The following is a 25,796-nucleotide window of genomic DNA, read 5'->3' as shown; positions in this document are numbered from 1 at the left end:
ACCCCTCCTAGTCTAATTATATTTCTAAGTTTAGTCTTTCCCGAATTAAGGCTGCTCTTCGAACATCCCTTTCATCAGGAGATAGATTTTGCTGTGCATACTGTTGTAAAAATCCAGGCTGAGTTAAGATCATTAATTCATTCAGGATGGTTTTTGATAAGCTATTTATATATCCTAGGTCTATTCCTAATCGCACATCAGAGAGACATTTTGCTGCTTCTTTAGACTCTATAATACGACTGTTAGCCAGTACTCCATATGAACGAAAGATCTTATCTTCTAATTGTATGCCGTTTTGTTGAATAATTTGTTGGCGAGCATTTCTTTCTTGCTCAATTAATTGTTCAACAACACTTTTTAGATCATCTACTATATCTCTCTCAGATTTACCTAACGTAATCTGATTCGATATTTGAAAGATATTTCCTATTGCTTCGCTACCTTCCCCATAAATTCCTCTAACTACTAAACCTAATTGATTTATAGCTGGGATTAACCGACTCATTTGTTGAGTCATCGTTAACGCAGGGAGGTGCATCATGACGGAGGCTCTTAATCCTGTACCTACATTTGTTGGACAACTAGTTAAATAGCCACGCTTTTCGTCAAATGCAAAGTTAATCTTTTCTTCTAGCCAATCATCGAAATCAGATGCTTGCTCTAAAGCCTTCTCTAACTGAAATCCAGGAAAATAAAGCTGCACACGGATATGATCTTCCTCATTAACCATGACAGATACTTGCTCATTCTGAGAGATTAAAGTTGCACCATTCTTAGCATAGTCAGACAAGTGAGGACTAATTAAGTGTTTCTCCACCAACACTCTCTTCTCAGTAGGATTCAGTTTACTCATATGAATAAATTCAAAGTCTTTATATGGACCAAAAGATTGATCCTCATATTCTTCTTTAAAAAATTCAACTACTTGCTCTAATTCTTCCTGATCAGCAACTATCGGAAATGGGATATGATCGAAGTTTCTGGCCAATCGAATCCGACTACTCATGACGATATCACTATCAGGACCTTCTTCTTTCAACCAAGGACTAATTGCTTCATTCATAAACTGCTCGAGGGACATTACTGATCACCCTCCCTTTGTTCTGAATGCAACTGTCTTTCGAGGGTGCGAATTTGGTCGCGAACCTTAGCTGCTTCTTCAAATTCTTCTTGGTGAATTAAAGCTTGAAGTTCGGAACGCTTTTGATCCATTTCCCTTTGGACATGCAATTGCCCACCTTTACGTTTTGGAACTTTGCCATTGTGAATGGTGTTACCGCTATGGACCCTTCTGAAAATAGGATTTAATCTCTCATCAAAAGTCTTGTAACAATTTGCACATCCAAACTTACCAACGCGTTTAAATTCATCGTAAGTCAAACCACAATGATCACACTTTAATGTTTGAGGCTCTCTGTGTGAGGCTGAATGTGATTTTGAATCAGATAGCTGAAAGGAATCAAAGTTAAATAATCCAGATAATAAGTTATGCAAAGAAAGTGAGTCTTGCTCTTGCGACATATAACCCTTATCATAAGCGCATTTCTCACAAACATAAACTTCTGTTTTATGCCCATTTACCACTTGAGTAAAATGTAAAGATGCAGGACGCTCATGGCACTCTTGGCACTCCATTTTCCGTCCCCTCCTTTTAATCTTTGTACTTAACGATCGATATCATAGAAGATAGTATCCTTGATCTAAGTTCATCACGAAGAGTAATCGGAACAGCTAATACATCTTTTGCGATAGCACTTACCATCAGTCTAGCCTCACGTTCGGAAATTAATTCTTCTTCTAACAAACGTTCTATAACATCAATGGCTCCTTGTTGTGTGACACGTGGTTGAATAAGTAAAATTAGCTCGTTTAATAACTTCATTTTATCGTGGTGCTGTACACGACTTATTCTGATGTAGCCGCCACCACCACGTTTACTCTCTACTATATAACCTTTTTCCACTGTAAACCGTGTTTTAATCACGTAATTAATCTGCGAGGGAACACATTGAAATGATTCTGCTATTTCACTACGCTTAATCTCGATAACATTGTGATTACTACTCTCAATGATCTCTTTCAAATGTGCTTCAATGATATCGGATATATTCCGCATAGCCCCCCTCCTCAATAATCTTTTTTGACTTTGACTATCTTTGACTATACTTACATTATACAAATTTAAATATGGTTTGCAACTAAAATGCACTATAAACATTGTTGCCAGATCCACACAACTTTATGACATACAAACTTCTACATTTTCTGAGTTTACTTACGCTGATATACACACTTCACATGTGGGACAGTAGATAGGCGATCAAAAAGCTCTATTTCTTTAAAATGAGCATTATGAGCGAGTTCAATTAAGATATTCCGTTGACCATTCATCTCATTTTCGATTTGAACATGGTTAATATCCAACTCGAAGTGTTCGAAAGCTTCCATTAGCTTTGACATTTCTAACCCTTCAAACACCACGATCTGAATATGATGTTTACTTTTCCGCTTAAAGATTCGTTCTGTATTATTAAGTACAATTAAGCTTAGTAACACCACTACAGTTGTGAGGATAGCAGGCCCATACATACCAGCTCCAATAACGAGTCCAAGCCCTGCTACGACCCATATAGATGCAGCAGTAGTCAAACCTCGAATCGTCACACCATGTACCATGATTGTACCTGCACCAAGAAAGCCGATACCACTAATCACATATGAAGGAATACGAGCGGGATCAAAACGAATTCCGTCATGCTTATTTAAGTAAGGGTCAAATCCGTATAAGGATAGCAACATCATCACGCATGCCCCAACACCTACTAGAATATGAGTCCGAAAGCCTGCTGAATGGTTTTTAATCTCTCTTTCAAACCCGATTAAACCACATAGTACAACGGCGGTCACAAGCCGAACTGTCATTAACAATAAGTAATCATTAAAGAAGGTCTCCATCGACATCAAATCCCTCCGATGTTCTTATAACTAATATACGTAGTTGTGCTTCTAGGTTATGAATAAACCACAGCTAAATTATATTAAGTCGAGAGGAGGATCTTTATCATTTACCCTTTTTCACTATGGATTAATCAAATATGTGGAGGAGAATTTAGTACAAATAAAACACAAAAAACCTCAAAGGATCATATCCTTTGAGGTTACGTTGCATGGCGGCGTCCTACTCTTGCGGGGGTGAAACCCCGACTACCATCGGCGCTGAAGAGCTTAACTTCTGTGTTCGGCATGGGAACAGGTGTGACCTCTTCGCCAAAACCGCCATACTATTGTTTTGTTTGAAGGAGTACCTTCAAAACTAGATAAGAATTAAGACATCGTGCCTTTTACGTTTTTGCGCTTGAACTGGCTTCCAGCTCCAACTCCCAGACCCTAGCGTATAAGTCATCTTCTTTCCAAAGGCTAATCGCCTTTTCCAAGAAGCTGTCTTATCCGTACGGGTCTAAGCGGTCGTTTGCGCTTTAGATAGATAAGCCCTCGATTTATTAGTATCGGTCAGCTGCACGTGTCACCACGCTTCCACCTCCGACCTATCAACCTTGTCGTCTACAAGGAATCTTACTCACTCGAAGTGATGGGAAATCTCATCTTGAAGTGGGCTTCATGCTTAGATGCTTTCAGCACTTATCCCTTCCGCACGTAGCTACCCAGCTGTGCTCCTGGCGGAACAACTGGTGCACCAGCGGTGCGTCCATCCCGGTCCTCTCGTACTAAGGACAGCTCTCCTCAAATTTCCAACGCCCACGACGGATAGGGACCGAACTGTCTCACGACGTTCTGAACCCAGCTCGCGTACCGCTTTAATGGGCGAACAGCCCAACCCTTGGGACCGACTACAGCCCCAGGATGCGATGAGCCGACATCGAGGTGCCAAACCTCCCCGTCGATGTGGACTCTTGGGGGAGATAAGCCTGTTATCCCCGGGGTAGCTTTTATCCGTTGAGCGACGGCCCTTCCATGCGGCACCGCCGGATCACTAAGCCCGACTTTCGTCCCTGCTCGACTTGTAGGTCTCGCAGTCAAGCTCCCTTGTGCCTTTGCACTCTGCGAATGATTTCCAACCATTCTGAGGGAACCTTTGGGCGCCTCCGTTACTTTTTGGGAGGCGACCGCCCCAGTCAAACTGCCCACCTGACACTGTCTCCGGACCGGATCACGGTCCTGGGTTAGAATGTCAATACAGCCAGGGTGGTATCCCACGGATGCCTCCACCGAAGCTAGCGCTCCGGTATCGACGGCTCCCACCTATCCTGTACAAGCTGTACCAACATTCAATATCAGGCTACAGTAAAGCTCCACGGGGTCTTTCCGTCCTGTCGCGGGTAATGCGCATCTTCACGCATAGTATAATTTCACCGGGTCTCTTGTTGAGACAGTGCCCAATTCGTTGCACCTTTCGTGCGGGTCGGAACTTACCCGACAAGGAATTTCGCTACCTTAGGACCGTTATAGTTACGGCCGCCGTTTACTGGGGCTTCGGTTCAAAGCTTCGCATAAGCTAACTCATCCCCTTAACCTTCCAGCACCGGGCAGGTGTCAGCCCCTATACTTCACCTTTCGGTTTCGCAGAGACCTGTGTTTTTGCTAAACAGTCGATTGGGCCTTTTCACTGCGGCTCCTCCTATGAAGGAGCACCCCTTCTCCCGAAGTTACGGGGTCATTTTGCCGAGTTCCTTAACAAGAGTTCTCCCGATCACCTTAGGATACTCTCCTCGTCTACCTGTGTCGGTTTGCGGTACGGGCACCTCTTTCCTCATTAGAGGCTTTTCTTGGCAGTGTGAAATCAGGAACTTCGGTACTATAGTTCCCTCCCCATCACAGCTTGTGATTGATGCACGGATTTGCCTATGCATCTCACTCACTGCTTGGCCGCTCACATCCAGTGGAGCGGATTCCCTATCCTACTGCGTCCCCCCGTCATTCAAACGGAAAGGAGGTGGTACAGGAATATCAACCTGTTATCCATCGCCTACGCCTTTCGGCCTCGGCTTAGGTCCCGACTAACCCTGAGCGGACGAGCCTTCCTCAGGAAACCTTAGACTTACGGTGGAAGAGATTCTCACTCTTCTTTCGCTACTCATACCGGCATTCTCACTTCTAAGCGCTCCACCAGTCCTTACGGTCTGACTTCACAGCACTTAGAACGCTCTCCTACCATTGTTCGTAAGAACAATCCACAGCTTCGGTGTTATGTTTAGCCCCGGTACATTTTCGGCGCAGAGTCACTCGACCAGTGAGCTATTACGCACTCTTTAAATGATGGCTGCTTCTAAGCCAACATCCTGGTTGTCTGAGCAACTCCACATCCTTTTCCACTTAACATAAACTTAGGGACCTTAGCTGGTGGTCTGGGCTGTTCCCCTCTCGACTACGGACCTTATCACTCGCAGTCTGACTCCCAAGGATGAGTCGTTGGCATTCGGAGTTTGACTGAATTCGGTAACCCGATGAGGGCCCCTAGTCCAATCAGTGCTCTACCTCCAAGACTCTTACCTTGAGGCTAGCCCTAAAGCTATTTCGGAGAGAACCAGCTATCTCCGTGTTCGATTGGCATTTCACCGCTACCCACACCTCATCCCCGCACTTTTCAACGTGCGTGGGTTCGGGCCTCCAGCCAGTGTTACCTGGCCTTCACCCTGGACATGGGTAGATCACACGGTTTCGGGTCTACGACCACATACTATTTCGCCCTATTCAGACTCGCTTTCGCTGCGGCTCCGATTTTTCATCTTAACCTTGCATGGGATCGTAACTCGCCGGTCCATTCTACAAAAGGTACGCTGTCACCCATTAACGGGCTCCAACTACTTGTAGGCACACGGTTTCAGGTTCTATTTCACTCCCCTCCCGGGGTGCTTTTCACCTTTCCCTCACGGTACTGGTTCACTATCGGTCACTAGGGAGTATTTAGCCTTGGGAGATGGTCCTCCCGGATTCCGACGGAATTCCTCGTGTTCCGCCGTACTCAGGATCCACTCCGGAGGAAACAAGATTTTGACTACAGGGCCGTTACCTTCTTCGGCTGACCGTTCCAGATCATTCATCTATCTTGTTTCTTTGTAACTCCAATGGAGTGTCCTACAACCCCAGAGAGCAAGCTCTCTGGTTTGGGCTAATTCCGTTTCGCTCGCCGCTACTCAGGAAATCGCGTTTGCTTTCTCTTCCTTCGGGTACTGAGATGTTTCAGTTCCCCGAGTCTACCTTCCTTAACCTATGTATTCAGTTAAGGATCCTACCCCATTACGGGTAGTGGGTTTCCCCATTCGGAAATCTCCGGATCATAGCCTACTTACGGCTCCCCGAAGCATATCGGTGTTAGTCCCGTCCTTCATCGGCTCCTAGTGCCAAGGCATCCACCGTGCGCCCTTATTCACTTAACTATCTAAAATCAATGTGAAAAGACGCATCATAATGATGCTTACGTTAAATCTAACGTTGGTTTGATGTCTAATTCTTATCTAGTTTTCAAGGTACTGTTTGAAAGCATTTGAGCTTCCAAAACCGAACGAAACAAACATGGTCAATGGTTTAATGGCACAGTATGTGCCTGCTAGCAAGTCCCGAAGGACTCGCTAGTTCCGTAATATCCTTAGAAAGGAGGTGATCCAGCCGCACCTTCCGATACGGCTACCTTGTTACGACTTCACCCCAATCATTGGCCCCACCTTCGGCGGCTGGCTCCAAAAAGGTTACCTCACCGACTTCGGGTGTTGCCAACTCTCGTGGTGTGACGGGCGGTGTGTACAAGGCCCGGGAACGTATTCACCGCAGTATGCTGACCTGCGATTACTAGCGATTCCGGCTTCATACAGGCGAGTTGCAGCCTGCAATCCGAACTGAGAATGGTTTTTTGAGATTTGCTTGACCTCGCGATCTCGCAGCCCTCTGTACCATCCATTGTAGCACGTGTGTAGCCCAGGTCATAAGGGGCATGATGATTTGACGTCATCCCCGCCTTCCTCCGGTTTGTCACCGGCAGTCACCTTAGAGTGCCCAACTGAATGCTGGCAACTAAGATTAGGGGTTGCGCTCGTTGCGGGACTTAACCCAACATCTCACGACACGAGCTGACGACAACCATGCACCACCTGTCATTCCGTCCCCGAAGGGAACTCCCTATCTCTAGGGATAGCGGAAGATGTCAAGACCTGGTAAGGTTCTTCGCGTTGCTTCGAATTAAACCACATGCTCCACCGCTTGTGCGGGCCCCCGTCAATTCTTTTGAGTTTCAGCCTTGCGGCCGTACTCCCCAGGCGGAGTGCTTAATGCGTTAACTTCAGCACTAAGGGGCGGAAACCCCCTAACACCTAGCACTCAACGTTTACGGCGTGGACTACCAGGGTATCTAATCCTGTTTGCTACCCACGCTTTCGCGCCTCAGCGTCAGTTACAGACCAGAGAGTCGCCTTCGCCACTGGTGTTCCTCCACATATCTACGCATTTCACCGCTACACGTGGAATTCCACTCTCCTCTTCTGTACTCAAGTTCCCCAGTTTCCAATGGCCCTCCACAGTTGAGCTGTGGGCTTTCACATCAGACTTAAGAAACCGCCTGCGCGCGCTTTACGCCCAATAATTCCGGACAACGCTTGCCACCTACGTATTACCGCGGCTGCTGGCACGTAGTTAGCCGTGGCTTTCTGGTTAGGTACCGTCAAGGTACCAGCATTTCCTCTGGTACTTGTTCTTCCCTAACAACAGAACTTTACGATCCGAAGACCTTCATCGTTCACGCGGCGTTGCTCCGTCAGACTTTCGTCCATTGCGGAAGATTCCCTACTGCTGCCTCCCGTAGGAGTCTGGGCCGTGTCTCAGTCCCAGTGTGGCCGATCACCCTCTCAGGTCGGCTACGCATCGTCGCCTTGGTAAGCCGTTACCTTACCAACTAGCTAATGCGCCGCGGGCCCATCCATGAGTGACGGCCGAAACCGCCTTTTACCAGTGAACCATGCAGTTCACTGGGTTATTCGGTATTAGCTCCGGTTTCCCGGAGTTATCCCGATCTCATGGGTAGGTTGCCCACGTGTTACTCACCCGTCCGCCGCTCGATCCACAACAATCACCCCGAAGGGATCATGTTGCTTCACGCGCTCGACTTGCATGTATTAGGCACGCCGCCAGCGTTCGTCCTGAGCCAAGATCAAACTCTCCATAAAGTTAGAGTTTGCCTAGCATCAAATAAATGATTACTGGCTTTAAAAATAATTCAAAGACATTGACGTTACATGTTGTTTCGTTCAGTTTTCAAAGATCAAATGTTTTAATGGTGGAGCCTAGCGGGATCGAACCGCTGACCTCCTGCGTGCAAAGCAGGCGCTCTCCCATCTGAGCTAAGGCCCCATATTTAAGGAAAATGGTCGGGAAGACAGGATTCGAACCTGCGACCCCATGGTCCCAAACCATGTGCTCTACCAAGCTGAGCTACTTCCCGTAATAGAAAATGGCGCGCCCGAGAGGAGTCGAACCCCTAACCTCTTGATCCGTAGTCAAACGCTCTATCCAATTGAGCTACGGGCGCTTAGTATTTGCAATGGTACCGAGGGCCGGACTCGAACCGGCACGGTAGTTACCTACCGCAGGATTTTAAGTCCTGTGCGTCTGCCAATTCCGCCACCCCGGCAGGACTTTTATAATGGAGCGGAAGACGGGATTCGAACCCGCGACCCCCACCTTGGCAAGGTGGTGTTCTACCACTGAACTACTTCCGCTTATTAAGTTATGGTGCGGGTGGAGGGACTTGAACCCCCACGTCGAGAGACACTAGATCCTAAGTCTAGCGCGTCTGCCAATTCCGCCACACCCGCACGGTGTGAAAAACAATGGTGAGCCATGGAGGATTCGAACCTCCGACCCTCTGATTAAAAGTCAGATGCTCTACCAACTGAGCTAATGGCTCTTACTAATCTATATCAGACGTATTAAAATCGAAATGGTGCCGACCGAGGGACTCGAACCCCCAACCTACTGATTACAAGTCAGTTGCTCTGCCAGATTGAGCTAGGTCGGCTTACGATCTTTAGTTTTAGAAAGAAATGGTGGAGGATGGCGGGCTCGAACCACCGACCCCCTGCTTGTAAGGCAGGTGCTCTCCCAGCTGAGCTAATCCTCCATATTTATAAAGCCTGGCGGCGTCCTACTCTCGCGGGGGTGAAACCCCAACTACCATCGGCGCTGAAGAGCTTAACTTCTGTGTTCGGCATGGGAACAGGTGTGACCTCTTCGCCAAAACCGCCAGACCTTATTGATCCTTTTTGCAAGGACAAGATATATTGTACTTTATCTATCGAGTAAAGTCAACAGGTATTTTAGAATTTTCTAAGTACCTTCAAAACTAGATAAGAATTATGACATAACCGTTTTTTCACTTTAGTTAGATAAGCCCTCGATTTATTAGTATCGGTCAGCTGCACGTGTCACCACGCTTCCACCTCCGACCTATCAACCTTGTCGTCTACAAGGAATCTTACTCACTCGAAGTGATGGGAAATCTCATCTTGAAGTGGGCTTCATGCTTAGATGCTTTCAGCACTTATCCCTTCCGCACGTAGCTACCCAGCTGTGCTCCTGGCGGAACAACTGGTGCACCAGCGGTGCGTCCATCCCGGTCCTCTCGTACTAAGGACAGCTCTCCTCAAATTTCCAACGCCCACGACGGATAGGGACCGAACTGTCTCACGACGTTCTGAACCCAGCTCGCGTACCGCTTTAATGGGCGAACAGCCCAACCCTTGGGACCGACTACAGCCCCAGGATGCGATGAGCCGACATCGAGGTGCCAAACCTCCCCGTCGATGTGGACTCTTGGGGGAGATAAGCCTGTTATCCCCGGGGTAGCTTTTATCCGTTGAGCGACGGCCCTTCCATGCGGCACCGCCGGATCACTAAGCCCGACTTTCGTCCCTGCTCGACTTGTAGGTCTCGCAGTCAAGCTCCCTTGTGCCTTTGCACTCTGCGAATGATTTCCAACCATTCTGAGGGAACCTTTGGGCGCCTCCGTTACTTTTTGGGAGGCGACCGCCCCAGTCAAACTGCCCACCTGACACTGTCTCCGGACCGGATCACGGTCCTGGGTTAGAATGTCAATACAGCCAGGGTGGTATCCCACGGATGCCTCCACCGAAGCTAGCGCTCCGGTATCGACGGCTCCCACCTATCCTGTACAAGCTGTACCAACATTCAATATCAGGCTACAGTAAAGCTCCACGGGGTCTTTCCGTCCTGTCGCGGGTAATGCGCATCTTCACGCATAGTATAATTTCACCGGGTCTCTTGTTGAGACAGTGCCCAATTCGTTGCACCTTTCGTGCGGGTCGGAACTTACCCGACAAGGAATTTCGCTACCTTAGGACCGTTATAGTTACGGCCGCCGTTTACTGGGGCTTCGGTTCAAAGCTTCGCATAAGCTAACTCATCCCCTTAACCTTCCAGCACCGGGCAGGTGTCAGCCCCTATACTTCACCTTTCGGTTTCGCAGAGACCTGTGTTTTTGCTAAACAGTCGATTGGGCCTTTTCACTGCGGCTCCTCCTATGAAGGAGCACCCCTTCTCCCGAAGTTACGGGGTCATTTTGCCGAGTTCCTTAACAAGAGTTCTCCCGATCACCTTAGGATACTCTCCTCGTCTACCTGTGTCGGTTTGCGGTACGGGCACCTCTTTCCTCATTAGAGGCTTTTCTTGGCAGTGTGAAATCAGGAACTTCGGTACTATAGTTCCCTCCCCATCACAGCTTGTGATTGATGCACGGATTTGCCTATGCATCTCACTCACTGCTTGGCCGCTCACATCCAGTGGAGCGGATTCCCTATCCTACTGCGTCCCCCCGTCATTCAAACGGAAAGGAGGTGGTACAGGAATATCAACCTGTTATCCATCGCCTACGCCTTTCGGCCTCGGCTTAGGTCCCGACTAACCCTGAGCGGACGAGCCTTCCTCAGGAAACCTTAGACTTACGGTGGAAGAGATTCTCACTCTTCTTTCGCTACTCATACCGGCATTCTCACTTCTAAGCGCTCCACCAGTCCTTACGGTCTGACTTCACAGCACTTAGAACGCTCTCCTACCATTGTTCGTAAGAACAATCCACAGCTTCGGTGTTATGTTTAGCCCCGGTACATTTTCGGCGCAGAGTCACTCGACCAGTGAGCTATTACGCACTCTTTAAATGATGGCTGCTTCTAAGCCAACATCCTGGTTGTCTGAGCAACTCCACATCCTTTTCCACTTAACATAAACTTAGGGACCTTAGCTGGTGGTCTGGGCTGTTCCCCTCTCGACTACGGACCTTATCACTCGCAGTCTGACTCCCAAGGATGAGTCGTTGGCATTCGGAGTTTGACTGAATTCGGTAACCCGATGAGGGCCCCTAGTCCAATCAGTGCTCTACCTCCAAGACTCTTACCTTGAGGCTAGCCCTAAAGCTATTTCGGAGAGAACCAGCTATCTCCGTGTTCGATTGGCATTTCACCGCTACCCACACCTCATCCCCGCACTTTTCAACGTGCGTGGGTTCGGGCCTCCAGCCAGTGTTACCTGGCCTTCACCCTGGACATGGGTAGATCACACGGTTTCGGGTCTACGACCACATACTATTTCGCCCTATTCAGACTCGCTTTCGCTGCGGCTCCGATTTTTCATCTTAACCTTGCATGGGATCGTAACTCGCCGGTCCATTCTACAAAAGGTACGCTGTCACCCATTAACGGGCTCCAACTACTTGTAGGCACACGGTTTCAGGTTCTATTTCACTCCCCTCCCGGGGTGCTTTTCACCTTTCCCTCACGGTACTGGTTCACTATCGGTCACTAGGGAGTATTTAGCCTTGGGAGATGGTCCTCCCGGATTCCGACGGAATTCCTCGTGTTCCGCCGTACTCAGGATCCACTCCGGAGGAAACAAGATTTTGACTACAGGGCCGTTACCTTCTTCGGCTGACCGTTCCAGATCATTCATCTATCTTGTTTCTTTGTAACTCCAATGGAGTGTCCTACAACCCCAGAGAGCAAGCTCTCTGGTTTGGGCTAATTCCGTTTCGCTCGCCGCTACTCAGGAAATCGCGTTTGCTTTCTCTTCCTTCGGGTACTGAGATGTTTCAGTTCCCCGAGTCTACCTTCCTTAACCTATGTATTCAGTTAAGGATCCTACCCCATTACGGGTAGTGGGTTTCCCCATTCGGAAATCTCCGGATCATAGCCTACTTACGGCTCCCCGAAGCATATCGGTGTTAGTCCCGTCCTTCATCGGCTCCTAGTGCCAAGGCATCCACCGTGCGCCCTTATTCACTTAACTATCTAAAATCAATGTGAAAAGACGCATCATAATGATGCTTACGTTAAATCTAACGTTGGTTTGATGTCTAATTCTTATCTAGTTTTCAAGGTACTGTTTGAAAGCATTTGAGCTTCCAAAACCGAACGAAACAAACATGGTCAATGGTTTAATGGCACAGTATGTGCCTGCTAGCAAGTCCCGAAGGACTCGCTAGTTCCGTAATATCCTTAGAAAGGAGGTGATCCAGCCGCACCTTCCGATACGGCTACCTTGTTACGACTTCACCCCAATCATTGGCCCCACCTTCGGCGGCTGGCTCCAAAAAGGTTACCTCACCGACTTCGGGTGTTGCCAACTCTCGTGGTGTGACGGGCGGTGTGTACAAGGCCCGGGAACGTATTCACCGCAGTATGCTGACCTGCGATTACTAGCGATTCCGGCTTCATACAGGCGAGTTGCAGCCTGCAATCCGAACTGAGAATGGTTTTTTGAGATTTGCTTGACCTCGCGATCTCGCAGCCCTCTGTACCATCCATTGTAGCACGTGTGTAGCCCAGGTCATAAGGGGCATGATGATTTGACGTCATCCCCGCCTTCCTCCGGTTTGTCACCGGCAGTCACCTTAGAGTGCCCAACTGAATGCTGGCAACTAAGATTAGGGGTTGCGCTCGTTGCGGGACTTAACCCAACATCTCACGACACGAGCTGACGACAACCATGCACCACCTGTCATTCCGTCCCCGAAGGGAACTCCCTATCTCTAGGGATAGCGGAAGATGTCAAGACCTGGTAAGGTTCTTCGCGTTGCTTCGAATTAAACCACATGCTCCACCGCTTGTGCGGGCCCCCGTCAATTCTTTTGAGTTTCAGCCTTGCGGCCGTACTCCCCAGGCGGAGTGCTTAATGCGTTAACTTCAGCACTAAGGGGCGGAAACCCCCTAACACCTAGCACTCAACGTTTACGGCGTGGACTACCAGGGTATCTAATCCTGTTTGCTACCCACGCTTTCGCGCCTCAGCGTCAGTTACAGACCAGAGAGTCGCCTTCGCCACTGGTGTTCCTCCACATATCTACGCATTTCACCGCTACACGTGGAATTCCACTCTCCTCTTCTGTACTCAAGTTCCCCAGTTTCCAATGGCCCTCCACAGTTGAGCTGTGGGCTTTCACATCAGACTTAAGAAACCGCCTGCGCGCGCTTTACGCCCAATAATTCCGGACAACGCTTGCCACCTACGTATTACCGCGGCTGCTGGCACGTAGTTAGCCGTGGCTTTCTGGTTAGGTACCGTCAAGGTACCAGCATTTCCTCTGGTACTTGTTCTTCCCTAACAACAGAACTTTACGATCCGAAGACCTTCATCGTTCACGCGGCGTTGCTCCGTCAGACTTTCGTCCATTGCGGAAGATTCCCTACTGCTGCCTCCCGTAGGAGTCTGGGCCGTGTCTCAGTCCCAGTGTGGCCGATCACCCTCTCAGGTCGGCTACGCATCGTCGCCTTGGTAAGCCGTTACCTTACCAACTAGCTAATGCGCCGCGGGCCCATCCATGAGTGACGGCCGAAACCGCCTTTTACCAGTGAACCATGCAGTTCACTGGGTTATTCGGTATTAGCTCCGGTTTCCCGGAGTTATCCCGATCTCATGGGTAGGTTGCCCACGTGTTACTCACCCGTCCGCCGCTCGATCCACAACAATCACCCCGAAGGGATCATGTTGCTTCACGCGCTCGACTTGCATGTATTAGGCACGCCGCCAGCGTTCGTCCTGAGCCAAGATCAAACTCTCCATAAAGTTAGAGTTTGCCTAGCATCAAATAAATGATTACTGGCTTTAAAAATAATTTAAAGACATTGACGTTACATGTTGTTTCGTTCAGTTTTCAAAGATCAAATGTTTCTTTGTGTGTTGCCCGCTGTTTAACAGCGACTTAAACATCTTATCATGTGGTTGATTTTGAGTCAATAACTTTTTTGAAGTTTTTTTGATCTCTGTTTTCAACCCGATCTCTTCTCATTTAATTAGGAGGGCGATGTGTTCGTTGAACACTGCCTCAGGATCGTTTTGTTGTTCATGTCGTTTAACAGCGACTTAAACATCTTATCATGCGGTTGATTTTGAGTCAATAACTTTTTTGAAGTTTTTTTGATCTCTGTTTTCAACCTGATCTCTTTCCATTTAATAAGGAAGGCGATGTGTTTGATGAACACTGCCTCAAGATCGTTTTGTTGTTTGCGTTGTTGTTAACGCAACGTTTAATAATGTACCATGGTATGCTTTAGTTATGCAAGGCATTTTAACAACTTTTTAGTTTTAAGTTAATTCAAATGAATCTGATAACTACATTATCTACTGGCATGACAGTTTTTTTGCTAACTTATTGACCAGACACTGTTGACTTTGTACTTATTAAAAACTCCCCTCTGCATGTGCAGAGGGGAGTTTTATGTTATTAGTCGCGGCTTCTCATCTGCGGGAATAGCAGTACATCACGAATAGACGGTGAGTTCGTGAGGAGCATTACAAGGCGATCAATACCAATCCCCAATCCACCTGTTGGCGGCAACCCGTACTCAAGAGCTTCTAAGAAGTCTTCATCCATAAGATGAGCTTCATCATTACCTTCTTCTCTTTCTTTAACTTGCGCTTCAAAGCGCTGGCGTTGATCAATAGGATCATTAAGCTCAGAAAATGCGTTAGCATGTTCGCGACCTACTATAAACAATTCGAAACGATCCGTGAAACGGCCGTCATCTTTATTCTTCTTCGCTAAAGGAGAGATCTCAAGCGGATGTCCATACACAAACGTTGGTTGAATTAACTTATCTTCCACTCGCTGTTCAAAGAATTCATTCACGATGTGCCCGTAAGTCATGTTGTCTTCAATATCAATCCCATTTTCTTTAGCAAGAGCTTTTGCTTCTTCATCAGACATCTCCTGCCAGAAGTCTACACCCGTATAATCTTTAATAGCATCTACCATATGAAGACGGGTCCATCTTGGCTCAAGATTTATTTCATAATCTCCATATTGTACAGTTGTTGTACCTAATACATCCTTAGCTATATGAGCAATAACTTCTTCCGTCAGAGCCATCACATCATGGAAGTCTGCATACGCTTCATAAAGCTCTAGCATTGTGAACTCTGGATTGTGCCTTGTAGATACACCTTCATTACGGAAAACGCGACCGATCTCATAAACCTTCTCCATACCACCAACGATTAGACGCTTCAGGTGCAATTCAATAGCAATGCGCATATATAACGGCATGTCTAATGCGTTGTGATGTGTAATAAATGGACGGGCAGATGCTCCCCCTGGAATAGCATGCATTGTTGGTGTCTCTACTTCTAAGAAACCTAGGTCATCGAAGTAACGACGCATAGACTGAATTATTTTACTGCGAGTAACAAACGTATCACGGCTTGTTGGGTTTGTAATCAAGTCTAAATAACGTTGACGATATCGTTGTTCTACATCCTTAAGTCCATGGAATTTCTCAGGTAACGGACGCAGAGATTTCGTCAGCATGTGAAATTCTGTTGCTTTAACAGAAAGTTCACCTACTTTTGTCTTAAACATCTTACCAGTAACCCCTACAATATCTCCCATGTCTGCTGTACCGAAAAGTTCATATGGTTCTTCGCCTACTGTATCTTTTCGAACATAAATTTGAATCTGTCCTTTCAGATCTTGCAAGTGAGCGAATCCAGCTTTCCCTTTTCCACGTTTAGTCATAATACGGCCAGCTATGGTTACTTCAATCGCTTTATCTTCAAGTTCCTCTTTAGAAAACTGATCGTACGATTCTTTTAAGTCTTCCGATGAGTGCGTACGTTCATATTTATCACCGAAAGGGTCAATACCTTGTTCAGCATATGACGCTAGTTTTTCGCGACGTACGCGCATATGGTCATTCAATTCTTCTGTCATGTTTATCACTCCAATTTATAGCTTGTCTAAACAAAAAGTATAAGTATCCATAAGCTTCAAATATAGAATAGGGTCATGGATGGCAAACTTCTTATTTGTAACATTACGAATCCATCATTCGTGCTCTTTTAGATCTTCTACATATTTGTTAAGGGTAGCAAAAAGCTGTTAGCGGGAAGTAGTTTCATCTATTCTACGTTTATGAACCTTCCCTTTCATGTTAGGTCTTCATTTCTATTTATTCCCTTGGGGCTAATTCTTGTAGAGGGATCTTCAGTTCAATCGAAATTTTGTTAATGACTCTTTCGTTTGGTAATCGAGCCCCTCTTTCGATCTCGCCTAAAACAGATACCGATATCCCCAATGTCTTAGCAAAGCCAGCTTGAGTATAACCTTTCAGCTTCCTATAGGCCCTTATTCGTTTACCCCATTTTTCGGCTTCCATTTTGCAATTCCTTCTTTCTCCTCATCTGCTAATGCAGCTAGTAAATCTGAAACAGATTTATGGATGACAGGAACGATTAAGTTTGGATCAAGCTCTGCCAATGGCACGAGTACAAAAGCTCGTTCATGTAATCTAGGATGTGGTATAACTAATTGTTCTGTTTCAATATTTTCTTGATTATATAATAAAATGTCAAGGTCGATTGTACGAGGCCCCCATTTAATCGTTCGTTCACGACCAAGGTCCTGTTCAATCTCCTGGCATACTTCCAATAGTTTAAAAGCAGATAATGAAGTTTGAATATGAGCTACCATATTTAGAAAATCACTTTGTTCAGTATAACCCACAGGGACTGTTTCATAAATAGGAGAAGCCTGTAAAACTTCAATATCCTCTTGCTCTTCCAATCTGTTCAGGGATTTTTCAAGGTAATCGGCTTTAGGGGATATGTTGGATCCAAGCGCAATATATGCTTCCTTCATCTAGTTGTTCGCTCCCTATAAATTTCGATTGCCACAGATTCGTAGTGACCCGGTATGGGTGGGTCCGGTTTAATTACCGTCACCGTACAAGCTTGAAGCTTATCAAAACGTGCAAGTAATTCTGATGCAATTGTTTCAGCCACAGTTTCTACTAATTGCTTGGCTTCTCCTTCAACCACATCTTTTGTCACCTCATAAATGCGGCCATAATTAATACTCTTTTCCATATTATCCGTTTGACCCGCTTCCTTTAAATCTAACTCCAAAGCAAGATCCACTTTAAAGCGCTGCCCCAATTTATTCTCTTCAGGAAATAAACCGTGGTAGCCGTAAAATGCCATCTGCTTCATAAGTATCTTATCCATCATCGCTTCTCCCCTTCTCAAGCATTTTATCCATCATTTTTGTCATTCTAGCAATTGATTTCACATCGTGAACTCTAACAAGTTTAATGCCTTGGGTCATACCATAACAAACCGTAGCCCCTGTACCTTCCATGCGTTCCTCAACAGGTAGATCAAGCACTTGACCAATAAAGGATTTTCTCGAAGTCCCAAGTAAAACAGGGTATCCAAGTGAGGTGATTTCCCATAAGTGGTTCATGACAAATAGGTTCTGATCAGGGGTCTTTGCAAATCCCACACCTGGGTCTAAAAGAATGTTCTCCTTCTTAACCCCTGCTTCCTTAACTAACTCAACGCTTTCTTTCAGATCTATTTTCATATCTTCTATTAAATTTGTATAGTTTCGATCCTTCCGGTTGTGCATAAGAATAATGGGGACTTGATAAGCAGCGGCAACTTGAGCCATTTGCGGATCCTCCTTAGCCCCCCACACATCATTAATGATAGAAGCCCCTGCTTCTAACGCTTGCCTAGCTACTTCTGCTTTATACGTATCAACCGATATTGGAATCGTAACTTCTTTCTGTAACGCTTGAATAATGGGGATAACCCTTCTTAGTTCTTCACTTTCAGTTACTGGCTCATGACCAGGCCTCGTAGATTCACCGCCAATATCTATGATGTGAGCTCCATCTGCTTGCATTTGTTTGGCTTGCTGCACGGCAGCCTCCACTTCATCATACTGCCCACCATCTGAAAAAGAGTCAGGGGTAGCATTTAAGATTCCCATTACAAGCGTTTCTTTCGTCATATCATACGTCTTCTCTTTAGTGCGAAGAATGGTCACTTTACATAGCTCCTTTTACTGCCGTTCTAGATTCCTATTCTATTGTACACAATCTAAGCAAGATAATCATACTGATAAAGTTTACCCATATAAAAATCCCCCTCCTACAAAAGGAAAGGGGATTAATAGTAAATTAATATTAAGATTGATCAAATTGATATAAAGGAGTCGACAAATAGCGTTCTCCGTTACTCGGAACAATAGCGAGCACTTTCTTGCCTTTTCCTAGTTTTTTAGCTACTTCTTTCGCTGCGTAGATGGCCGCTCCGGTGGAAACACCACCGAGAACTCCTTCTGTTTTAGCTACTTCTCTAGCTGTTTCATAGGCTTGGTCGTTTGTTACCTGAATAATATGATCGTATACGTCTGTATTTAACACCTTAGGGACAAAACCAGCCCCAATTCCTTGGATTTTATGAGGACCCGGTGATCCCCCTGATAATACAGGCGAGCTATCTGGTTCAACAGCATATATTTGAATATCTTTATAGGCATCCTTCAATACCTTTCCAGCTCCTGTGATCGTACCACCTGTTCCAATCCCTGCAATGAAGGCATCTAACTGCTCCCCCATTTGTTCTACAATTTCAGGACCTGTTGTCTTTTCATGCACTTTAGGATTAGCTTCATTGTTAAACTGCTGAGGCATAAAGTAGCCGTACTCTTTCTGTAATTCTTCAGCCTTCTGAATAGCACCCTTCATACCTTCACTTCCTGGTGTTAAAACTAATTCTGCACCATAGGCACGCAAAAGGTTTCTTCGCTCTTCACTCATCGTATCAGGCATCACAAGAACGGATCGATATCCCTTAGCAGCCGCTACCATAGCAAGACCGATACCAGTATTACCGCTAGTAGGCTCAATGATGGTATCACCTTCACTTAAGCCCCCCTCCTGCTCTGCCGCTTCAATCATCGCAAGAGCGATACGGTCTTTCACAGAACTCCCGGGATTCATGTATTCCAACTTTACATAGATATCCGCACTTTCTTCATCCGAGGTACGATTCAGCTTTACGATAGGCGTTTTTCCGATAAGGTCGGCTACCGAATTTCCTATTCTCATAATCAACACTCCCAATCCCTAGTAATATTATAGGCTTACAATTAATTTAAAAATAATTGTTTGAAAAGTCAATAAAAAGAACCTCTATAAAGTATATCGGTATTCCTTAAAAAAAGAAGCGATTCGTTAATCGCCATAAATCCAATCCACTCCAACTTCTTTCCAGAGGGGACGCGCCGATAACGAATCACTCACGTAATCAAGAGCAATTTCTCTCTTTATCTGTTTTTTTATTTCTTCGTAGGTGAAGGTGATTGAAGGGAGCGTTCGGTGCATTTGCAACAAAACATAACCCTGGTCTGTACGGAAAGGTTCACTAAAAGATCCAGGGGATAAACTTTCCGCCTGATCATAATACAAAGAAGGTAAGTACTGGCTCTCATCTGAAAAGTAGCCAAGATACCCTCCCTTACCTTTGGTAAACTCATCTTCTGTATACTCACGGGCTAACATGCTAAATTTCGCTCCACCATCAAGCTCTTCCTTTACTTTCATTGCCGTTTCCTCCGAGGGAACAACAATATGGGAGAGCTGATATGTGTGACGAAATTCGTATTGATCCTTATGATCTTCATAAAACGTTTTGATTTCCTTTTCGCTAATACCAATGTCTTTCGTTAAGAGTTCTTCTAAATAATAGCGATAGCGAACATCATCTTCCCATTGTTTTCGCTTTTCTTCTATTTCTTTCTCTTCCATTACAGGAAGCATCGTCTCCATTAATGCAAGCTCACGTTGGATGAGCTTACTTGTTATCTCTATATCATACTCACTGGCAAGATTAAAAACCACTTGTTTATCGATCATATCCATCAATATGTCTTTTCCATGTTGCTCTTGAAGAGTAGCCATCCACTCTTCATGATGAAGCTTTTCCTCCCCTACAAGAGCTACCGGTTCTTCTGTTGCCTCCACAACCGGAGTCATCTTACTCGTGGAGCTTGTGGAAGTTTGTTCCTTAGTGCTAACCCAAACCAACAGTGATGTTAAATTTGTGATAAATAGAACTACAATAATTCCCCACAAAAGCTTTCTCGTCATCCCAACCACCTTTCCCTAGGTGTCTACCTATTGAGTTATAAGTGCGCGGAGTTGATCTTCTGTGAAATGATAAGCTTCATTACAGAAATGACAATGTGCTTCCGCTCCATGATCTTCTTCTATCATAGCTTGAAGCTCATCATTGCCTAGTCCTTGAAGAGCCTGCTCTAATCGTTCACGCGAACATTGACACTTAAATTGAACAGGTGATTTGCTTAATATCTTCATATCGCCACCGGCCAGTAGTTTTTCAAGCATCTCTTCAGGTGTATGACCTTCATCTATTAAGCGTGAAACTTGAGGCAGTTCATTAATGTGTTTCTCAATGTTTGAAATAGTATCATCATCAGCCCCTGGCATGATTTGAATAATGAAACCGCCCGAAGCTTTTATTGTTTGATCCGGGTTTACTAATACACCAGCCCCTACTGCTGATGGAACCTGTTCAGAGTTAGCGAAGTAATACGTAAAGTCTTCCCCAATCTCCCCAGATACAATCGGTACTTCCCCTGTAAAGTTATTTTTTAGACCCAAATCTTTTACAACACTTAATGTTCCTGTTGTACCTACCGCACTTCGAACATCTAGCTTCCCACTATTATTTAAATCAAAATCTACATGAGGGTTGGACACATACCCACGTACGTCACCATGAGCTGTAGCATCAGCAATAATTGCGCCGATTGGTCCTCCACCTTCTACTTTAATCGTAAGCTTGTCGTCACCTTTCATCATAGAACCCATCATTGCTGATATCGTTAAGGTGCGCCCAAGTGCAGCTGAAGCTGTTGCATACGTATCTTGACGACGTACCGCTTCACCTACTGTTTCCGTTGATTGTATTCCATATGCACGAACCATACCATTATAGGCAGTTGCTCGAATTAAATAATCACTCATATTATTTCATTCTCCTTTTTATTTTCATAATCCTGCTTTGTGCAGTAATTCCACATACCCGAAACAGATATGTACGTATCACTCTATAAAGGGTTTATCATTATTTATTTAAAATAAACGATATTGGTGATTTATTTCAACAAACGTACTCACTACTATTGTAAACGAAGGGAAAGAACTTAGTCACTTATAGCGAATCTTGCCCGCCATTTACTCCACCACACACAAAAGCTGCTTCAGCCATGGTAGGCTGAAGCAGCTTATAAGTGATTAGTCGTTTTTCTTATCGTCTTCTTCCCCATCTGTTTCAGATGGCTCAGATTTACTTAAGTCAGTTGGTTCTTTCTTGTTTAGATCCGCTTTAGGCTCTTCCTCTTCTTTAGACTGAATGTTGACTTTTACGTCTTCTCCAGACTCTGATTTAGAAGAATAAGCTGGATCATCATAACCTTCTGGTAAAACGCCTTTATCAAATAGAGAACGAATTTGTGCTGCATCTAATGTTTCAACTTCAAGAAGCGTCTTAGCAATTACATCAAGCTGCTCCTTGTGTTCCGTTAAGATGCCTTTAGCACGGTCATATTGTTCTTTAATAATACGTTGAACTTCTTGATCAATTTCATACGCAATCTTGTCACTGTAATTCTGCTCATTCTGGATGTCACGACCTAAGAACACTTGTCCTCCGCCGCCTCCTCCGAATTGAAGCGGTCCAAGCTTAGAGCTCATACCATATTCAGTAACCATTTTGCGTGCAATACTTGTCGCACGTTGGAAGTCATTTGAGGCACCAGTACTTACTTCGCCAAACATAATTTCCTCTGCAACACGTCCGCCAAGTAGACCTGCGATCTTATCGAGAAGCTCAGGTTGAGTCATCATGAAGCGATCTTCCTTAGGAAGCATAACTGCATAACCACCAGCTTGACCGCGAGGCACAATCGTTACTTTGTGTACCATATCAGCCTCATCTAACACCATACCAATAATGGTGTGTCCACTTTCGTGGTGAGCGACGATATTACGTTCTTTCTGAGAAACAACGCGACTCTTCTTAGCAGGACCTGCAATGACACGATCAATCGCTTCATCTACTGAAACCATATCGATCTTTTCTTTGTCCGCACGAGCAGCAACTAGTGCAGCCTCATTTAACAAGTTCTCAAGGTCTGCACCTGAGAAACCTGGTGTGCGCATAGCGATTGTATGAAGGTCAATTGAATCTTCATCAAGCGGCTTATTGCGAGCATGTACTTGAAGCACTTCTTCGCGTCCTTTTAAGTCCGGACGGTTTACGGTAATTTGACGGTCGAAACGTCCTGGACGGAGTAAGGCTGGGTCAAGGATATCAGGTCTGTTTGTCGCAGAAATGATAATGATTCCTTCATTAGCGCCGAAACCATCCATCTCAACGAGTAGTTGGTTAAGCGTTTGTTCACGTTCATCGTGACCTCCGCCTAAGCCTGCTCCACGCTGACGACCCACAGCATCAATTTCATCGATAAAGATAATACATGGTGCGTTCTTCTTCGCGTTTTCAAAAAGATCACGTACACGAGAAGCACCAACACCAACGAACATTTCTACGAAGTCTGAACCACTGATCGAGAAGAACGGTACGCCCGCTTCCCCGGCTACAGCGCGTGCTAGTAACGTTTTACCTGTTCCTGGTGGCCCAACAAGTAGAACACCTTTTGGAATACGCGCACCAATGGAGGCAAATTTACGAGGGTCTTTTAAGAAATCAACAACTTCAACAAGTTCTTGTTTCTCCTCATCTGCTCCGGCTACATCTTTAAAACGTACTTTCTTCTTCTCTTCATTGAATAATTTAGCCTTACTTTTACCAAAGTTCATGACCTTGCTTCCGCCACCTTGAGCTTGGTTCAGTAAGAAGAAGAATAAAATGAAGATAATTACAAACGGAATAATGGAAGTGAAGAATGTCACCCATCCACTAGGCTCTTCCGCTTTCTCAAAATCAACTGTTTCAATTCCCTGTTGCTGTGCAGCATCTGTAATTCGGTTAACGATTTGTTCGTTATCCGGAATTGTAGCTGTATAGCTTTGCTTTTCCTCTTCGCCAGACGAAACCAAGTCACCAGTTACCTTGTAAGCATGGTTCGTATATTGAATGTTCATGGTCTCTATTTGACCATCGTTAAGCTGCTGAACAAATTGACTGTATTTAAATTGTTCATCTTGAGAAGTATCTCCTCTGAATAGACCAACAACTCCTATTACCACTAAAAAGATTAGCGCATAGAAGATGGTATTACGAAATATTCGGTTCATTGCCTACCTCCTCCCAGGCGAGAAAACTATAGTAAATAGTACCATATGTGAAAGAACTTACACAACTAATTACCCTTGCTCGAGTAAACGTTGTCAACAGATTGTCATCCTTTAATAAAGGGACAACCCAGTTTGGTGCATTATATGAATAAAACAAGGGTTTATTCTTACTGATCTCCACCGTAAACGGCTGGTTTTAAGACACCGATGTATGGCAGGTTACGATATCTCTCTTGGTAGTCTAACCCATAACCTACTACAAATTCATCAGGCACCTCAAATCCTGCAAGATCTGCTTTAACGTCCCCTTTACGCCCTGATGGTTTATCAAGAAGGGTTACAATCTTGATGGACTTGGCTTTACGGTATTTAAACAGATCAACAAGGTAGCTTAAAGTCAAGCCACTATCGATAATATCTTCGATAATAAGAAGGTCCCTTCCTTCTACTTGCGTGTCTAAATCTTTAACAATTTTCACTTCACCTGATGACTGCATTGTACCGTTATAACTAGATACATCCATAAAGTCCATTTCCAAGTATGTGTCCATACGCTTTAATAGATCAGACATAAATGGCATGGCACCTTTTAGAACACCAATTGCTAGAGGGAACTTGCCTTCATAATCTTCAGACAGTTGTGCTGCGAGTTCTTTAACTTTTGATTGTAGCTCCTCCTCGGAAATTAAGACTTTTTCGATATCATTATGCATTTTCCATCCTCCTAGAAGTTCTTGTGATTCTCATAAGTAAGATGTAACCAGATCGGGTGTTGTTGATTAACTGGAATGTTTGCTTCTTTTAATGAAACGACCCACAGAATTTGACCATTCGCATCTGTAACAATTGGCCATTTACTGCGTTGTTCATGAGGGATCTTTTCATCAATAAATAAGTCTTTCACCTTTTTACGCCCTTTCATTCCTTTAGGAATAAATTTATCGCCCGGCTTTCTCGTCCGAACGATGAGAGGTAAGGTTACGTTACTTATATCACAAGCAAAATGATGGCTTTCTTGACCCCTGTTACGATCGTTATAATCGGCATAAATATAAGCTCCATCAGGCAAAACCAATTCCCCTGGCACGTTTAGCAAATAATGAAAAGGGACCGCTTCCTGCTTCTTAAATGTAAAAGCGATATTCTCATAAGAACGAACAACAGACAGACCTCTCGGCAAATGCATCATTGCTTGTGGGGTCTCATCTTTAACTATTCGTATGTATTGCTCCCAATGATGATAAGTTACATCAAAAGAGGGTTCTTGATACAGATAGTTTAATATTAAGTGAAAGGTTCTCCTTTGTAAAGGTGAAGGAACGTTTAAAAAATCACTTCGATTAAACCTGATCTCCTGATTTTTTTTATGAAGAAGAGATGAATCAAAAATCTTTTTAGCTTCCTCCATCAAATAAGCCTCATCATCACTCTGATATTCTTGAAAATACTGCATATGTTCATGAACCTTGGGGTTGTGAGACTTTAGTATAGGCAATACATGTGCCCGAAATGAGTTCCTTGTATAAGCTGTCGTTTTATTCGACTCATCTATACGAGGTATAATTCCGTTTTTCTCACAGTAAGATTCAATTTCCTGTTTCGTCACACACAAGAGTGGGCGAACAATATGACCTTCGCTAAACGGTCGGTAAACAGGGATTCCGCTTATGCTGCTTGGCTCCGCTCCCCGTGTCATTTCCATCAGAAGTGTCTCTACTTGATCGTCTCCATGGTGCCCCATTGCAAGATACGAAGCATTATGCTTTGTCATTTGATCTTCAAAATACTGATATCTCAGCTTCCTTGCCGCTTCCTGTGTTCCAACCCCGTATTTCTCCTTATAAGCCGGCACATCTAACGTTGCTGTCTCACATTTGATATTCCACTTCTTACAGATTGAAGTTACATAATGAACATCCTCCTTCGAGTCTACCCCTCTCAAAGAATGATCAATCGTTAAAACAACAATATGAAACCCAAAGCGATCCATTCTGCTTTTTAAATAATGCAGAAGAGCCATGGAATCAGGCCCTCCAGATACAGCTACTAATACGGTAGAATTCAATGAAAAAAGCTGATGCCTTTGGACAAATTGATCGACCTTATGGCTAAACAATTGCCCCAACTCCGTTCTATTTATTCTTTATATGCCATTTC

The 25,796-nt window shown here is 45.0% G+C and carries 15 protein-coding genes, 9 tRNA genes and 6 rRNA genes; all 30 read right to left on the bottom strand.

Annotation, left to right across the window (positions count from 1 at the left end; genetic code table 11):
* Positions 1 to 16: 16 nt before the first annotated feature.
* Entirely contained in the window at positions 17 to 1,081 is a 1,065-nt protein-coding gene (locus IMZ31_RS00585) for a protein-arginine kinase McsB (RefSeq protein ID WP_207528813.1), read from the bottom strand.
* Complete coding sequence (locus IMZ31_RS00580) at positions 1,081 to 1,635, bottom strand: protein-arginine kinase activator protein McsA (RefSeq protein ID WP_207528812.1); 555 nt, start codon at positions 1,633 to 1,635, stop codon at positions 1,081 to 1,083. Before IMZ31_RS00580 ends, IMZ31_RS00585 begins: the two co-directional genes overlap by 1 nt.
* 16 nt (positions 1,636 to 1,651) lie before the next feature.
* Entirely contained in the window at positions 1,652 to 2,116 is a 465-nt protein-coding gene (locus IMZ31_RS00575) for a CtsR family transcriptional regulator (protein WP_207528811.1), read from the bottom strand.
* Between the two features lie 155 nt (positions 2,117 to 2,271).
* A complete protein-coding gene (locus tag IMZ31_RS00570) occupies positions 2,272 to 2,961 on the bottom strand; it encodes an MgtC/SapB family protein (RefSeq protein WP_371825467.1) in 690 nt (229 codons plus the stop codon).
* Between the two features lie 204 nt (positions 2,962 to 3,165).
* Positions 3,166 to 3,281: ribosomal RNA gene (rrf, locus tag IMZ31_RS00565) — 5S ribosomal RNA — on the bottom strand.
* A 199-nt stretch (positions 3,282 to 3,480) separates the two neighbouring features.
* Positions 3,481 to 6,395, bottom strand: a 23S ribosomal RNA gene (locus IMZ31_RS00560).
* 213 nt (positions 6,396 to 6,608) lie between these two features.
* Positions 6,609 to 8,171, bottom strand: a 16S ribosomal RNA gene (locus IMZ31_RS00555).
* Positions 8,172 to 8,279: 108 nt separating this feature from the next.
* Positions 8,280 to 8,355: transfer RNA gene (locus tag IMZ31_RS00550), tRNA-Ala, on the bottom strand.
* A 14-nt stretch (positions 8,356 to 8,369) separates the two neighbouring features.
* Positions 8,370 to 8,446: transfer RNA gene (locus tag IMZ31_RS00545), tRNA-Pro, on the bottom strand.
* Between the two features lie 10 nt (positions 8,447 to 8,456).
* Positions 8,457 to 8,533 (bottom strand) — tRNA-Arg (locus IMZ31_RS00540).
* A 13-nt stretch (positions 8,534 to 8,546) separates the two neighbouring features.
* Positions 8,547 to 8,635, bottom strand: a tRNA-Leu gene (locus IMZ31_RS00535).
* Between the two features lie 13 nt (positions 8,636 to 8,648).
* Positions 8,649 to 8,723 (bottom strand) — tRNA-Gly (locus IMZ31_RS00530).
* Positions 8,724 to 8,734: 11 nt separating this feature from the next.
* A tRNA-Leu gene (locus IMZ31_RS00525) sits at positions 8,735 to 8,819 on the bottom strand.
* 16 nt (positions 8,820 to 8,835) lie between these two features.
* Positions 8,836 to 8,911: transfer RNA gene (locus tag IMZ31_RS00520), tRNA-Lys, on the bottom strand.
* Between the two features lie 34 nt (positions 8,912 to 8,945).
* Positions 8,946 to 9,022, bottom strand: a tRNA-Thr gene (locus IMZ31_RS00515).
* Between the two features lie 26 nt (positions 9,023 to 9,048).
* Positions 9,049 to 9,124: transfer RNA gene (locus IMZ31_RS00510), tRNA-Val, on the bottom strand.
* A gap of 11 nt (positions 9,125 to 9,135) precedes the next feature.
* Positions 9,136 to 9,251 (bottom strand): 5S ribosomal RNA (gene rrf, locus IMZ31_RS00505).
* Between the two features lie 134 nt (positions 9,252 to 9,385).
* A 23S ribosomal RNA gene (locus IMZ31_RS00500) occupies positions 9,386 to 12,300 on the bottom strand.
* Between the two features lie 213 nt (positions 12,301 to 12,513).
* A 16S ribosomal RNA gene (locus IMZ31_RS00495) occupies positions 12,514 to 14,076 on the bottom strand.
* The 16S, 23S and 5S rRNA genes sit together here with 9 tRNA genes alongside, the layout of an rRNA operon.
* Positions 14,077 to 14,734: 658 nt before the next feature.
* The gene (lysS, locus tag IMZ31_RS00490; protein WP_207528810.1) at positions 14,735 to 16,219 is read right to left on the bottom strand and encodes a lysine--tRNA ligase; all 1,485 of its coding nucleotides are present in this window, start codon (positions 16,217 to 16,219) and stop codon (positions 14,735 to 14,737) included.
* A gap of 238 nt (positions 16,220 to 16,457) precedes the next feature.
* A complete protein-coding gene (locus tag IMZ31_RS00485) occupies positions 16,458 to 16,664 on the bottom strand; it encodes a helix-turn-helix domain-containing protein (protein WP_207528809.1) in 207 nt (68 codons plus the stop codon).
* Positions 16,634 to 17,146, bottom strand: coding sequence for a 2-amino-4-hydroxy-6-hydroxymethyldihydropteridine diphosphokinase (gene folK, locus IMZ31_RS00480; protein WP_207528808.1), 513 nt, complete (start codon positions 17,144 to 17,146; stop codon positions 16,634 to 16,636). The genes IMZ31_RS00485 and folK overlap by 31 nt, the downstream gene beginning before the upstream one ends.
* On the bottom strand, positions 17,143 to 17,511 hold the full coding sequence (gene folB, locus IMZ31_RS00475) for a dihydroneopterin aldolase (protein WP_207528807.1): 369 nt from the start codon (positions 17,509 to 17,511) through the stop codon (positions 17,143 to 17,145). The genes folK and folB overlap by 4 nt, the downstream gene beginning before the upstream one ends.
* Positions 17,504 to 18,301, bottom strand: a complete 798-nt coding sequence (gene folP, locus IMZ31_RS00470) for a dihydropteroate synthase (protein ID WP_207530256.1) — start codon at positions 18,299 to 18,301, stop codon at positions 17,504 to 17,506. Before folP ends, folB begins: the two co-directional genes overlap by 8 nt.
* Positions 18,302 to 18,476: 175 nt before the next feature.
* Positions 18,477 to 19,403: a cysteine synthase A gene (gene cysK / locus IMZ31_RS00465; protein ID WP_207528806.1), complete on the bottom strand. Its 927-nt coding sequence runs from the start codon at positions 19,401 to 19,403 to the stop codon at positions 18,477 to 18,479.
* Positions 19,404 to 19,529: 126 nt separating this feature from the next.
* Entirely contained in the window at positions 19,530 to 20,444 is a 915-nt protein-coding gene (locus IMZ31_RS00460; RefSeq protein ID WP_207528805.1) for a peptidylprolyl isomerase, read from the bottom strand.
* A 27-nt stretch (positions 20,445 to 20,471) separates the two neighbouring features.
* Positions 20,472 to 21,344: an Hsp33 family molecular chaperone HslO gene (hslO, locus tag IMZ31_RS00455; protein ID WP_207528804.1), complete on the bottom strand. Its 873-nt coding sequence runs from the start codon at positions 21,342 to 21,344 to the stop codon at positions 20,472 to 20,474.
* A gap of 270 nt (positions 21,345 to 21,614) precedes the next feature.
* Positions 21,615 to 23,639, bottom strand: coding sequence for an ATP-dependent zinc metalloprotease FtsH (ftsH, locus tag IMZ31_RS00450; RefSeq protein WP_207528803.1), 2,025 nt, complete (start codon positions 23,637 to 23,639; stop codon positions 21,615 to 21,617).
* Between the two features lie 167 nt (positions 23,640 to 23,806).
* Positions 23,807 to 24,352 (bottom strand): hypoxanthine phosphoribosyltransferase, encoded by a 546-nt coding sequence (gene hpt, locus IMZ31_RS00445; RefSeq protein ID WP_036787165.1) that lies wholly within the window; start codon positions 24,350 to 24,352, stop codon positions 23,807 to 23,809.
* Positions 24,353 to 24,363: 11 nt separating this feature from the next.
* Positions 24,364 to 25,755, bottom strand: coding sequence for a tRNA lysidine(34) synthetase TilS (tilS, locus tag IMZ31_RS00440; RefSeq protein WP_207528802.1), 1,392 nt, complete (start codon positions 25,753 to 25,755; stop codon positions 24,364 to 24,366).
* Between the last annotated feature and the right edge of the window lie 41 nt (positions 25,756 to 25,796).

Source organism: Pontibacillus sp. ALD_SL1 (assembly GCF_017355605.1).
Note: the sequence above shows the minus strand (reverse complement) of the source record. Positions and strands in the feature narration are given on the sequence as shown.

Excerpts from the sequence above, each read along its gene's own strand:
- lysS (WP_207528810.1), bottom strand. The coding sequence starts at position 16,219 with ATGACAGAAGAATTGAATGACCATATGCGCGTACGTCGCGAAAAACTA.
- IMZ31_RS00485 (WP_207528809.1), bottom strand. The coding sequence starts at position 16,664 with ATGGAAGCCGAAAAATGGGGTAAACGAATAAGGGCCTATAGGAAGCTG.
- folB (WP_207528807.1), bottom strand. The coding sequence starts at position 17,511 with ATGGATAAGATACTTATGAAGCAGATGGCATTTTACGGCTACCACGGT.
- IMZ31_RS00580 (WP_207528812.1), bottom strand. The coding sequence starts at position 1,635 with ATGGAGTGCCAAGAGTGCCATGAGCGTCCTGCATCTTTACATTTTACT.
- IMZ31_RS00575 (WP_207528811.1), bottom strand. The coding sequence starts at position 2,116 with ATGCGGAATATATCCGATATCATTGAAGCACATTTGAAAGAGATCATT.
- hslO (WP_207528804.1), bottom strand. The coding sequence starts at position 21,344 with ATGAGTGATTATTTAATTCGAGCAACTGCCTATAATGGTATGGTTCGT.
- folP (WP_207530256.1), bottom strand. The coding sequence starts at position 18,301 with ATGACGAAAGAAACGCTTGTAATGGGAATCTTAAATGCTACCCCTGAC.
- ftsH (WP_207528803.1), bottom strand. The coding sequence starts at position 23,639 with ATGAACCGAATATTTCGTAATACCATCTTCTATGCGCTAATCTTTTTA.
- IMZ31_RS00585 (WP_207528813.1), bottom strand. The coding sequence starts at position 1,081 with ATGTCCCTCGAGCAGTTTATGAATGAAGCAATTAGTCCTTGGTTGAAA.
- folK (WP_207528808.1), bottom strand. The coding sequence starts at position 17,146 with ATGAAGGAAGCATATATTGCGCTTGGATCCAACATATCCCCTAAAGCC.
- cysK (WP_207528806.1), bottom strand. The coding sequence starts at position 19,403 with ATGAGAATAGGAAATTCGGTAGCCGACCTTATCGGAAAAACGCCTATC.
- hpt (WP_036787165.1), bottom strand. The coding sequence starts at position 24,352 with ATGCATAATGATATCGAAAAAGTCTTAATTTCCGAGGAGGAGCTACAA.
- IMZ31_RS00570 (WP_371825467.1), bottom strand. The coding sequence starts at position 2,961 with ATGTCGATGGAGACCTTCTTTAATGATTACTTATTGTTAATGACAGTT.
- IMZ31_RS00460 (WP_207528805.1), bottom strand. The coding sequence starts at position 20,444 with ATGACGAGAAAGCTTTTGTGGGGAATTATTGTAGTTCTATTTATCACA.